Genomic DNA, 12424 nt, shown 5'->3' on the forward strand with positions numbered 1-12424 from the left:
CCATATTCCCAAAAGTGGCGTCAGCATTGCGCAGGATCTCGACCACCTCACCGAACCCTGGATGGTGACCTTTTGTGAGCGGTCGCGTGACGATCAGGTCGCCAACTGCCGCCAGCGTGAAGCCATCTGCGACGTTTGTCTCAACGCAGCCATCGACGTCGTAGAGGCCTGGCTGAACCGGTCCATTATCATCATGCCCAGAATTAACCGCCAGCTTTTCCGTCATGAATCTATCCTCAATCGTTCGTTCGTTGAATTTTAAAGGCAATGAACTGTCTCTCATCCTGCCCAGCATGCTGAACATGCGGCCTGTGGGCCCGGTAGTCGGAGGTCCGGATGAGTCCTCACAAAGCAATGCGTGATGGGTGGCAGAGCCAAATTCTGGCACACATCGCCAGCTGTCCGCCAAGCCACGTTGTCAGCCCATCCGAAAAGAGGCTGCCGCGCAGCGGATTCGACGACAGCCAGTTCGCCCCGGAGGGCGGGGAAACTCGGACGTACCTTGCGGAGAAATCAACTCGCCAATCGTGCTTTCACGATTTTGGCCGCTGCCTCGTAGCCAATCGACGTCACAAGTTCTGTTGCGAACGCCGTACTATTTTGCAAGTTGGCTTCGCACCGTGCAGCGTTGGCCTGAACCCCCTCGACGCATGTTCTCCTAAATGTCCCGATCGCTTGCTTGAGGAGTTCCATGGCGTTGTGGATACTGAAAATGATCACCGGCTCCATGGCGTTCAGCTGAAGCTGCCCTGCTTCGGCAGCTATGCCGACGGTCGTGTCCATGCCGTAGACGCAGAAGCAGACTTGGTTCAGCGCTTCCGCTGCAACCGGGTTGACCTTTCCAGGCATCAACGAAGAACCCGGTTGAAGGGAGGGCAACACAATCTCGCCGATGCCCCCGCGCGGGCCGCTTGACAGGAGCCGAAAATCATTCGCGATCTTCGAAAGCTTCGCCGCAGTTCGCTTCAAAAGCCCCATGTGAAGCATGAATGCGCCCATGTCCCAACTTGCCTCCAGTAGATCTTTTGATCCGACCACTGGCAATTGCATGTTGCGGGATAAATTCTCGATCGCCCGCTGTCGGTAGGATGGGGTGGCTGCGACCCCGGTTCCGATTGCTGTACCGCCGAGGTTGACCTCCAGGAACAGCCGCTCTGTCTCGTCAAGACGGTCACAGTCTTCCAAAAGTGTCGTCGCGAACGCTGCGAACTCCTGTCCAAGCGTCATCGGAACAGCGTCCTGCAATTGTGTGCGCCCGAGCTTGCGGATGTCTGCAAACTCTTTTGCTTTGCAATTGAGAACCGTGGCGAGATCGGCGAGCGCATCGCGCAGTTGGCGGCTAGCCGGAATCACAGAAAGCCGGACGGCAGTCGCGTAGGCGTCGTTTGTTGATTGGCATCGGTTAACGTCGTCATTTGGATGAACCAAACGCCCCTCGCCCCTGACTCCGCCCAGCAATTCGCTCGCACGATTGGCCAGCACTTCGTTCATGTTCATATTGGTGGAGGTCCCTGCCCCACCTTGGAAGACGTCGACCAGAAATTCGTCGTCGTGTTTACCCGCCAGCACTTCCTGGCAAGCCAGCACGATCGCGTCTCGCTTTTCGTTCGGAAGCAATCCCTCGTCACAATTTGCTTGTGCAGCAGCCATCTTTACGTGGGCGAGTGCCTGTATGACGGACGGCATGGTCTTGATCGGTATGCCCGAGATCGGGAAGTTAGCGAGCGCTCTGGCCGTCTGGGCGCCATAATATCGCTCTGACGGCACGCTCACCGGGCCAAGCGGATCGTGTTCGATACGAGTGTCATTAGACATAGTGGCCTCGATTGTTCAGGCCGCGTTGCCTCGCGTAGCCCAGGATTACGGAAGATTCAGCAGCAGTTCCAGGCGACATCATCCCCGATTGATACAAACGACCTTTGGCTGGGTCATGTCTTCGTAGGCGAAGCGAACGCCCTCGCGGCCCATGCTGCCGTATTTGAAGCCGCCAAAGGGCATGGCATCGAAGCGGTAGTCGGAGCTATCGTTGATCATCACGCCGCCTGCCTCAATCCTGTTTGCTGCGTCGAGCGCCACATTGAGATCGTTGGTGAAGATGCCCGCATGCAGGCTGTATTCGGGGTCGTTGGCCATCTCGATGGCTTGATCTATGGTCTCGAACGGCGCCAGCATGACAACCGGGGCGAACACTTCCTCACTCCAGAGCCCGCAAGTTCGCGGCGTGCCTTCGAGCACCGTCGGATGATAAAGGGAGCCTTCCCGACGATGACCCCACAGCAGCGTGGCCCCAGCTGCGACTGCGTCATTGACAGCAGCTTCGGTCCGTTCGGCTGATTGGACGGAGATCATCGGGCCGACGTCGGTGTCGTCGCACAACGGATCGCCGGCTTTAAGTTTTTTGGTTCCAGCGACGAAGGCATCACGAAACCGCTCATAGATAGCCGCTTGCACCAGGACGCGCTGGGCGCCGATACAGTTTTGGCCAGCCGCCCAGAACGCGCCGGAAACGCAACCCTCAACAGCTTTATCGAAATCACAGTCATTCATCACTATCACTGGGGCATTGCCGCCCAACTCCATCGCCAGTTTCTTCAGCCCCGCCGTTCGGCTGATGGCTTCGCCGGTGGCAAAGCCACCGGTAAACGACACCATGCGGACATCGCGGGACGAGATGAAAGCAGTGACCAACTCCCTATCACCGTGAGCAATGGTAACGACATCGTCAGGCAGGCCGGCTTCCAAAAGAGCGTCAACGAGCTTGATGGCGGAGAACGGCGTCAAATTCGACGGCTTCAGCAGAACCGCGTTGCCGCCTGCGATCGCCGGGCCAAGCTTGTGCGCGACCAGGTTCAGCGGATCGTTATACGGGGTGATAGCGGTGATGATACCGAGCGGCTCCCGCGTGAACCAACCCTGGCGCTGTTCTGATCCGGCAAATGCATCGAAGGGGATGATCTCGCCTGCGTTGCGTTTTGCTTCCTCGGCCGAAAGCTTGAGCGTGTTGACACAACGACTAACTTCCTTGCGTGCCTGAACGATCGTCTTTCCGGCTTCGCGCACGATGGTCTCGGCAAAGGCATCACGGCGGCGCTCGATAAGTTGCGCGGCACCGTCGAGGATGCTTGCCCGCTTGTGCCGCGGCAGGTTGCGCGAGATCTCGGCCCCGCGACGGGCGCGAGCAATGAGTTCCCCGACGTCCTCTGCGTCCGTCGTGTCGACCGATCCGATCAGCGAGCCGTCAAACGGACTGTAAACAAATATGGGCTGCAAGCCAGTTTTGATCTGAAGTTTGGCGGCGGTCATAGACCAGCTCCCCTTTCCCTGATGAAGCGCCTGCATGACCGGCGGGTATGGTCTTCGGGCAGGGTGAGGTCTTACCCCCACCCTGTGCCCACTTGATGTGGTCGACAACGACAATCTGATTGCGACTGGCTGTTCAGGCGATGGCCTGGAAAACGCAAGCCGCTCTCGGTCAGAGCTTCTGGCCGTCGCGCACCAGGTCGTCCATGACCGAGCGCACTGCCTTCTCGGCAATCAAGACGATCTCGTCGATCTCTTCCTTGGTGGTGACCAGTGGCGGTGCGAAGCCGAGGATGTCGCCATGCGGCATCGCACGGGCGATCAGACCGCCGTCGCGAGCTGTCTTCGAGACACGTGCACCCACCTTCAGCGACGGATCGAAACGGGTCTTGCTCTCGCGGTCGCCGACGAACTCGATTGCACCCATCAGGCCAACACCACGCACCTCGCCGACGATCGGCAATTGCGCGAATTTTTCCTTGAGCTGCGCCTGGAAATAGGCGCCAACATCGCGGGCGTTCCCCGGCAGATCTTCCTTCTCAACGATGTCGAGTACGGCGTTGGCTGCGGCTGCGCCGATCGGATGGCCGGAATAGGTATAGCCATGCGAGAAAGCGCCGACCCTGTCGGCTCCGTCCTCCAGCACCTGATAGACCTTCTCCCCGACGATCGCTGCCGAGAGTGGGAAGTAGGCAGACGTCAGGCCCTTGGCGACCGTGATCAGGTCCGGTTCGATGGCATAATGTTGCGAGCCGAACATGGAGCCGGTGCGTCCAAAACCGGTGATCACTTCATCGGCGATTAGCAGCACGTCGTGCTTCTTCAGCACCGGCTGGATGGCCTCCCAATAGCCTTCCGGCGGCGGGGTGATACCGCCAGTGCCAAGCACCGGTTCAGCGATGAAACCGCCGACATTGTCAGGCCCAAGCTGTTCGATGAGCTGGTCGAGCTCAACAGCCCGGCGCGCGGAGAATTCCCGCTCGGTCTCGCCAGGATGGGCGCCCCAATAATGATGCGGCACGCCGGTATGGGTGATCTGCGGCAGCGGAAGGTCCATGTGATCATGGTAGAAGCTCATGCCGGTCATCGAACCGGAGACGACGCTGCAGCCGTGGTAGCCGCGCTCGCGTGAGATGATCTTCTTCTTTGTGGGCTTGCCGCGGAGGTTATTGTAGTACCAAACGAGCTTCGCCTGAGTCTCGTTGGCGTCGGAGCCGGACATGCCGTAGAACACCTTGCTCATCTTGCCCGGCGCCATCTTCACCAGACGGTCTGACAGGATCGCCAGTTCGTCGGTCGTGTGGGCGGCATAGGAGTGGTAATAGGCAAGCCGGTAGGCTTGGCGCGAGATCGCCTCGGCCACCTCGGTTCGGCCATAGCCGACATTGACGCAGTAAAGGCCGGCAAAGCCATCGATGAGCTGATTGCCGTAGGCGTCCTGGATGTGGATACCCTTGCCCGTTTCGACAATCGTCGGCTCGCCAAGCTTGCCGCTGGCAAAGTCCTGCAGCTGCGTGAACGGATGCAGGACCGAGTTGCGGTCCTTCTCGGCGATGTCCTTGATGTTGATGGTCATTCTGACCCCTTCCGTAGCGCGATGGAGTGAAGCGGCTGAAGCCAGCGTGATATGCTCCGCTGATTTCCCGCATCTATATTCGATGGTTCAATGTGCTGCGAAATTGATGCCGATTGACGGCGGATATAATGCCACCTATGCAGGAATTCTGCGAATTTTAAAGCTAGCTGCAGGATTTCACGACCATGGAACTCGACCGCGCGGACATCGCGCTTCTAAACGCCGTTCAAAAGAACAACAAGCTCACGTCCGAGGAACTGGCAGAACGAGCACATCTTTCACCGACAGCCTGCCAGCGCCGGCTCAAACGCTTGCGGGCCGAGGGCGTCATCGAGGCTGACGTTTCAATCGTGTCGCCGAAGGCAGTCGGCAGGCATGTGACGGTCGTCGTCCTGGTATCCCTCGAGCGAGAGAGGGCTGACATTATCGATCGCTTTAAGGCAGCAATCAAAAACACGCGCGAAGTCATGATCGGCTACTATGTAACCGGTGACGCCGACTTCCTGCTCGTCGTTACGGCAAAAGATATGGAGGATTACGAGCAGTTCACGCGTCGTTTCTTCTACGAGAACAATGATATTAAAGGGTTTAAAACAATGGTTGTCATGGACCGCGTGAAGGCTGGATTTGCCTTTCCGATCGAAGACTGAGAGTGTTTGGTCGACTAGGCCAAGGTGTCGTCTTCTCTTGCGCCGCACTCGTCAAGGCTTTTTTCCCTTCTCGCCAGATGCGGCGTGGCGCATGTCGACGATGCGGTGCGTGACGTGGTGCTGACGATCCATTGGAAGGGCGGTCAGCATTCGGAACTCAAGGTCCGTAAGCCTCAGACCGGTGAACACGGTTGTGCCACCACTGAGGATGCCCTGGCGGTGATGCGCAGCATGGCTGGTCGCTGGTCCGATGAACATATCGCCGCGTCGCTTAATCGAATGGGCATCCAACGGGGCAAGGAAAAACCTGACCGCGCATCGGGTCGTTTCTGTAAGGCGGGTACGTGCGATCCACGCGTACAAATCAGCCGACAAAGACGGCGAATGGCTGACCATGACCGAGGCTGCGGCGGCATTAGGCGTAACTAACCATCGAATACGCCATCTGACAAAGATGAAGGTGTTGTCCGCTGAAGAGGTGGTTCGCGGTGCGCCGTATCAAATTAGGGTCAGCGACCTGGCTTCTGCGAGGGTCCAAGCCGCGATAGCCCGAAAGGGCCGCCCGTGTCGCATTGCTGACATGGAGACGCTTCCAATGTTTACAGATACTGAGAGAAGGAGTGCACAATGACTCAGGTCCGGCAATCGGCCTGATGGATCGCTCGATAGTGTTGGAGTCGATCTCGATCCGGCCATCGTCGATAAATCTTGTCAGCCCGTCCCAGCGTGACAGGGCATAACGGATCGCCTCGGCCAGTTTTGTCTTCTGGAGGCCAAGCTCTTCGCGTAGCCAAGGAGCGAGGCTATCGGTGATCGGACGGCTACTTTCTTGCCGAGCGGTGCTGCGCTCTTTGTGCGTGCGACCACGTATCTCATCTTCGATCTTGTAGAGTTCAGCAATGCGTCTGAGTGCCTCGGTGGCAATGGGTGCGGGACCGGCGGCTGCCAGCTCGTAAAAGCGCCGACGGACATGCGACCAGCAATATGCCAGAGATACGGTGTTCTTGGCAGTCAACGGGCGATAGCCGCTATAGCCGTCTACCTGAAGAATGCCGACGAAGCCTCGAGATGGGCCATCGGACGCTCGGCTTTGCGATCCGGCGCGTAGACATAGACGACGCCGGGCGGATCGGTTCCCTGCCAAGGCCCGTCATCGCGGGAATACGCCCAGAGCTGGCCGGTCTTGGTCTTGCCCCGTCCCGGATCCAGCACGGGTGCTGTCGTTTCGCTACTCGCGCCTGATGCCGCAGCGATTAGCCCGTGGCCCGTGAGCGGACCGGGCTGCCATGCCTCTCCGAGTGCTGCTGTGCTGGATAGTCAGAGTGTCAAAACCATGAGAGCGGCGGTCCGCACGGCTATGCTGCGGGCAAAAAGATCAAAGGCTGCCAGCGACAATAATGGTCGATATGGACGGACGCGGGCACAGCAACGATGTCGTTCGGGGGAAGGAAATTCCGTTCCATGCACAGCGGGCACTCCTGCGACTTTTAGAGCCCTCCCATGCAAAGATATTTCATTTCGAGGTAGTCTTCTAGGCCATGCCACGAGCCCTCGCGTCCTATCCCGGATTGCTTGATGCCGCCAAATGGCGCAGCCTCCGAGGACATACGCCCCGTGTTGATGCCAACCATGCCATATTCCAACGCTTCAGCGACGCGCCAGACCCGCTTGAGGTTGGAAGCGTAGAAGTAGGCCGCCAGGCCGTAAATGGTGTCGTTGGCTTCGCGGATCACGTCGTCGGAGTCCTCGAAGCGGAAAAGTGGTGCAAGCGGGCCGAACGTCTCGTCCTGCGCCACAAGCGTCGTTTTCGCAACGTCCGTAACCACAGTCGGTTCGAAGAATGTTCCTGAAGTTCCAAGCCGACGTCCGCCGCAGCGAACCCTTGCCCCCTTCTGCACCGCATCGGTGATGTGTAATTCGATCTTTTCGAGCGCGTTCCCGTTGATCAATGGACCAATCGTCACATCAGGATCAAACCCGTCTCCGACCTTAAGCAATCGCACGCGCTCAGTGAACTTCTCGGCAAATTCAGCATAGACCCGCGACTGAACGTAAATCCGATTGGCGGATACGCAAGTCTGTCCAGCATTGCGAAACTTCGCTTGGATCGCTCCCTCAACCGCAGCATCGATCTCGGCGTCATCGAAGACAATAAAAGGGGCATTGCCGCCGAGTTCGAAGCTGATTCGCTTAATTTGGTCAGAGCACTGGCGCATGAGCAGCCGGCCGACCTCTGTCGAACCGGTAAAACTAATTTTCCGCACCTTAGGGTTGACGCATAGTTCGCGACCAATCGCATCACCTTCTGACGCATAGACCAGGTTCAAGACGCCGTTGGGGAAGCCAGCCAGCTTTGCCAAGTTGAACATAGCCGCAGCAATCAATGGCGTCTGCTCAGCGGGTTTGAGGACGACGGTACAACCGGCTGCAAGCGCCGGCGAAATCTTGCGCGTCACCATCGAAGCTGGGAAGTTCCAGGGAGTGATCGCGCCGACCACCCCGATCGGCTGCTTGATGACCAGCATTCGGCGATCAATCGACGGACCCGGGATGGTTTCGCCGTAAATGCGGTTGGCTTCCTCGGCATACCATTGCACATAGGCCGCCGCATGCGAGATCTCCGATTTGGCCTCTGCCAGCGGTTTTCCCATCTCCGCGGTCAGGATCGCTCCGAGATCGTCGCTATGCTCAATCATTAATTGGTGCCAGTTCCACAACACATCCGATCGTGCCCGAGCAGTCAGCCCAGCCCAGGCCTCTTTCGCGGCGTGAGCTCTTTCAATGGCGAACCGAGCATCCTCGGCACTCATGTCCGGTACTTCGGCCAGCAATTCTCCCGTGGACGGATTGAGCACGGCAAATCTTCTGCTTAGCCCTGCAGTCGAAGAACAACGGTCATTGGCAAGACCAAGGAATAGCTCCGGTCGGTTCAGGTGGCGCGTCAATGCTGTCGTTAGGGTCATTGCTCTTCCTACTCCCGATTGTGCACCCAGCCGTCTGTATTTCCGTCTGTCCAGAACGACAAAACTGGAGCGATGACGTCAGCGCCCTGGCTACATGCCTTACTGTCGTGGTCGGTCAAATCAGGGAAATGACAGCTTCGATCTCGACCTTCGCGCCTTTTGGGAGGCCCCTTACCTCGTAGCATGCGCGAGCGGGAAAGGCGGTCGAGAAAAAGCTCGCGTAAACGCGGTTGACGTCAGCGAAGTCACCCAGATCGGTTAGCAAGACGGTCGTCTTGATTGTCTTTGACAGTTCCGTACCGGCGGCCCTCGCGATCGCCTGAAGGTTTCTGAGGCACTGCTCGGCCTGCTCTACGGCGTTTGCGGAATTGAATTCGCCTGTGGCCGGATCAATTGGCAGTTGGCCCGAAACAAAGAGTAGATCGCCGGCCTTGATTGCTTGTGAGTATGGGCCGACGGCTCCAGGAGCGTCGGTCGTCGAAATTTGTTCAATCAAGGTTTTATCCTCCGTGAGATTTCTGACAGTGGCTTAAAGCGTAGCGGCTAACCGCCAGGTCAGTTGCGTCGATTTCGGGCTTTCGACCGGACACGAGATCAGCGATGACCCGGGCTGAGCCAAAGCTCATCGTCCAACCGAGTGTGCCGTGTCCGGTGTTGAGGAAGAGGCCCGCGATCTTGGTGGGACCAATCGCCGGCGTTCCATCCGGAGTCATCGGGCGAAGACCCGACCAGAATGTCGCCTCTTTTGCATCACCACCGGGAAAAAGATCCATGACGGAATGCTCGAGGGTGCTCCGGCGGGCTAGGCCGAGGTCGTTCGAATAGCCGGAGATTTCTGCCATGCCCCCGACGCGGATACGGTCACCAAGACGCGTGATCGCGATCTTGAAAGTTTCGTCCATGATCGTCGATTCCGGCGCCCGCGAGGAGTCAGTGATGGGGATAGTCAGGGAGTAGCCCTTGACCGGATAGACAGGGAGCTTGATGCCGTGGCATTTGAGAAGCAACGGAGAGTAGCTGCCAAGTGCCACAACAACTGCATCTGCTGGCAGGGTTCCCCATTTGGTCACAACGCCACGCACACGGCCGGCCTCGATATCCAAGCCCTTAATCTCCGTACTCCAGGAAAACCGGACGCCAAGCTGCTCTGCCTTTTTGGCCAGTTCGTTGGTGAACTTGAAGCAATCGCCAGTTTCGTCCTTCGGCGTCAACAGGCCACCAACGATCTTCTCGCGGACATGTGCGAGCGCCGGCTCAGTGCGAACGCAGGCATCACGATCGAGTACCTCGTAGGGAATGCCGTCGGCTGCAAGCGCCTCGACGTCCTTGGCGGAGGCATCGAGCTGTACCTGCGTGCGGAAGAGCTGCAGCGTGCCCTGCATACGTTGGTCGTATTCGATGGCAGTCTCTTTGCGCAGGGCAGCGAGGGAGATACGACTGTAGTCAGCCAGCCGTAGCATGCGGCTCTTGTTGATAGCATAGCGCTCGGAAGTGCAGTTCGATAGGATCTTTAAAAGCCATGACAGCATGGCGCCATCGATCTTTGGCCGCAGGATCAGCGGCGCACGTTCCATGAATAGCCATTTCAAAGCCTTCATCGGAATTCCTGGCGCTGCCCAAGGCGAGCAGTATCCGAAGGAAACTTCGCCTGCATTGGCGAAGCTTGTCTCAAGCGCCGGACCTTTCTGCCTGTCGATAACGGTTACCGTGTGACCAGCTTTTGCCAGCTGGTAAGCGGAGGTGACGCCAACAATGCCGGCGCCTAGAACGATGACCCTCATAATGTCCCCATGGATGCAACGGCCATAGCCTTTTCCTCTCGATGCAGCCGTATCAGTGGTTCATTCTTACGGATGTTCATTCGGAGTGATTCTGGAAATCGAGGTGTGGCAACTCCAGTCTGCGAAAATTCCCTCCGGATGGACAACCTCAAAGCTCACTTCCAGCCGACAATGGCATCCTCGAGATGGCGACTGCGATAAAAAAGGACCGGTGGCACCGGAATTTTCGTCAATGGATAACAGTTGGACGATATCATTCAGGCAACGTTCGAAATCCAGTTCAAAAGAGCAGTCTTCGGTGTTGCACCGACCAGCTTATCGACAAGTTCGCCGCGCTTGAAGATTGCAAGGGTCGGAATAGACTCCACACCAAATTGCGAGGCGAGTTCTGGGTTCTCATCGACATTCAGCTTGGCGAATTTGACCTTGCCTTCCGATTCGACGGCGATTTCCTCGAGCACCTGAGCAATCACTATGCAGGGGCCGCACCAAGCGGCCCAGAAATCGACCACGACCGGTTTTTCGGATTCCAGAACTTCTGATTGAAAGCTCTCTTTATCAACATTGCAAATAGACATGGGCGACTCCTTGAAATTGGGGTGTCATGTGATTGTGCGATCTCAATGTGATGATGTCGCCGCTCCTTTCTGTCATGAGTAGTACATCTGGAACTCAACCGGGTGCGGGGTTGTCTCTAAAAGAGTAACCTCTTCCATTTTCAGCTTGATATAGCTGTCGATGAAATCATCGTTAAAGACGCCACCGGCCTTGAGGAAGGCGCGGTCGTCGTGGAGACTGTCAAGAGCTTCGCGCAACGATAGAGAGACGGTCGGAATTTTTTCCTTTTCGTGCAGTGGCAGATCGTAGAGGTCTTTGTCGATCGCTGGACCTGGATCGATCTTGTTCCTGATGCCATCGAGACCGGCCATTTGGATGGCGGCGAAGGCGAGATAGGGGTTGGCGGCCGGATCCGGGAAGCGGACCTCCACACGCTTTGCCTCCGGATTGGAGCCGAACGGAATACGGCAGGCGGCCGATCGATTGCGGGCCGAATAGGCAAGCAACACAGGTGCTTCGTAACCCGGGACGAGACGCTTGTAGGAATTCGTTGACGGGTTGGTGAAGGCGTTGAGCGCTTTGGCATGCTTGATGATGCCGCCGATATAGTACAGGCAGCTCTCCGAAAGGCCGGCATATTCGTCGCCGGCAAATATCGGCTTGTCGCCCTTCCACAGCGATAGGTGCACGTGCATGCCCGAGCCATTCACGCCAATGACCGGCTTCGGCATGAATGTCGCCGTCTTGCCGTAACGTTCAGCGACATTGCGGACGCAGTATTTGAAGATCTGCACCTCGTCGGCGCTGCGAACCAGGGTCTTGAACTGCGTGCTGATCTCGTGCTGGGCAGGAGCCACTTCGTGGTGGTGCTTTTCCACTGTCACGCCCATCGATCTTATCTGTGCTGACATCTCGCTGCGCATTTCTTGACCAGAATCCTCCGGCGGCGTTGACAGATAGCCGGCCTTGGTCTGGATGCGGTGGCCGAGATTCCCTCCTTCGTAAGACTTATCACTGTTGATCGGCAGCTCCGCGGAATCGAGTTTGAAGCCGGTGTTGTAGGGGTCAGCCTGGTACTTAACGTCGTCGAAGACGAAGAACTCGGGCTCGGCACCCACATGCACCGTGTCGGCGATTCCAATCGACCGCACGTAATTCTCAGCCTTTTCGGCTATGGCGCGTGGGTCGCGGTTGTAGCGCTCACCCGTGACAGGTTCGAAAATGTTGCAGATGATCGTCAGCGTGGGTACCGAGAGGAACGGATCCATTTGGGCGGTCGTCGGATCTGGAATAAGGCCCATGTCGGACTCGTTGATCGCCTTCCAGCCGTCAAAGGACGAACCGTCTATCATTAAACCTTTAGTCATTGTGTCCGAGTCGATTATTGCGACGTCGTATGTGATGTGCTTCAACTTGCCGCCTATTTCCGTGAAGCGGAAGTCGATTTCTTGGACGTCGTTGTCTTTGATAAGCTTGAGCAGCCTTTTTAGCGGGTCCATGTTTGGTCCTTCGCCGCGTCGATCAAAGTCAGCTTAACCCGTTGAAGCGGGAGCATTTTCAGTAGGCTCGATGTCGGGACGATTTCTCCTCTTGCCT

9 protein-coding genes and 4 pseudogenes are annotated in these 12424 nt (G+C 57.4%); 3 read left to right on the forward strand and 10 right to left on the reverse strand.

Annotation, left to right across the window (positions count from 1 at the left end; all coding sequences use genetic code 11):
- From HJB83_RS29775 to HJB83_RS29790, 4 genes and pseudogenes are all read right to left on the reverse strand, one after another.
- Positions 1–226 (reverse strand): annotated as a pseudogene (locus tag HJB83_RS29775) (CapA family protein); the annotation flags it as partial.
- A 287-nt stretch (positions 227–513) separates the two neighbouring features.
- On the reverse strand, positions 514–1815 hold the full coding sequence (locus tag HJB83_RS29780; RefSeq protein ID WP_221140427.1) for an aspartate ammonia-lyase: 1302 nt from the start codon (positions 1813–1815) through the stop codon (positions 514–516).
- A gap of 78 nt (positions 1816–1893) precedes the next feature.
- Positions 1894–3303 (reverse strand): aldehyde dehydrogenase family protein, encoded by a 1410-nt coding sequence (locus HJB83_RS29785; protein ID WP_221140428.1) that lies wholly within the window; start codon positions 3301–3303, stop codon positions 1894–1896.
- A gap of 169 nt (positions 3304–3472) precedes the next feature.
- A complete protein-coding gene (locus tag HJB83_RS29790) occupies positions 3473–4876 on the reverse strand; it encodes an aspartate aminotransferase family protein (RefSeq protein ID WP_221140429.1) in 1404 nt (467 codons plus the stop codon).
- Positions 4877–5061: 185 nt separating this feature from the next.
- Between HJB83_RS29790 and HJB83_RS29795 the strand changes: the two genes are divergently transcribed.
- Both HJB83_RS29795 and HJB83_RS34375 read left to right on the forward strand, forming a co-directional pair.
- The gene (locus HJB83_RS29795) at positions 5062–5526 is read left to right on the forward strand and encodes an Lrp/AsnC family transcriptional regulator (RefSeq protein ID WP_115097769.1); all 465 of its coding nucleotides are present in this window, start codon (positions 5062–5064) and stop codon (positions 5524–5526) included.
- Positions 5527–5610: 84 nt separating this feature from the next.
- A pseudogene (locus HJB83_RS34375) lies at positions 5611–6157 on the forward strand (serine recombinase); the annotation flags it as partial.
- Positions 6158–6166: 9 nt separating this feature from the next.
- Here HJB83_RS34375 and tnpC read toward each other — a convergent pair.
- Positions 6167–6759: pseudogene (tnpC, locus tag HJB83_RS29805) on the reverse strand (IS66 family transposase); the annotation flags it as partial.
- Between the two features lie 46 nt (positions 6760–6805).
- On the opposite strand from tnpC, the pseudogene HJB83_RS34800 reads away from it, so the two are divergent.
- Positions 6806–6944 (forward strand): annotated as a pseudogene (locus HJB83_RS34800) (IS5/IS1182 family transposase); the annotation flags it as partial.
- 69 nt (positions 6945–7013) lie between these two features.
- On the opposite strand, the gene HJB83_RS29810 reads toward HJB83_RS34800, so the two are convergent.
- From HJB83_RS29810 to glnA, 5 genes are all read right to left on the reverse strand, one after another.
- Positions 7014–8489: an NAD-dependent succinate-semialdehyde dehydrogenase gene (locus HJB83_RS29810; RefSeq protein ID WP_221140436.1), complete on the reverse strand. Its 1476-nt coding sequence runs from the start codon at positions 8487–8489 to the stop codon at positions 7014–7016.
- Positions 8490–8604: 115 nt separating this feature from the next.
- On the reverse strand, positions 8605–8985 hold the full coding sequence (locus HJB83_RS29815; RefSeq protein ID WP_206990217.1) for a RidA family protein: 381 nt from the start codon (positions 8983–8985) through the stop codon (positions 8605–8607).
- A gap of 4 nt (positions 8986–8989) precedes the next feature.
- Complete coding sequence (locus HJB83_RS29820; RefSeq protein ID WP_221140438.1) at positions 8990–10270, reverse strand: D-amino acid dehydrogenase; 1281 nt, start codon at positions 10268–10270, stop codon at positions 8990–8992.
- Positions 10271–10527: 257 nt separating this feature from the next.
- A complete protein-coding gene (trxA, locus tag HJB83_RS29825; protein ID WP_221140439.1) occupies positions 10528–10848 on the reverse strand; it encodes a thioredoxin in 321 nt (106 codons plus the stop codon).
- Between the two features lie 72 nt (positions 10849–10920).
- The gene (glnA, locus tag HJB83_RS29830; protein ID WP_206990214.1) at positions 10921–12327 is read right to left on the reverse strand and encodes a type I glutamate--ammonia ligase; all 1407 of its coding nucleotides are present in this window, start codon (positions 12325–12327) and stop codon (positions 10921–10923) included.
- Positions 12328–12424 lie beyond the last annotated feature (97 nt).

Origin of the sequence: Rhizobium sp. NZLR11, assembly GCF_019685115.1 — a bacterium.
Lineage (GTDB): Bacteria > Pseudomonadota > Alphaproteobacteria > Rhizobiales > Rhizobiaceae > Rhizobium.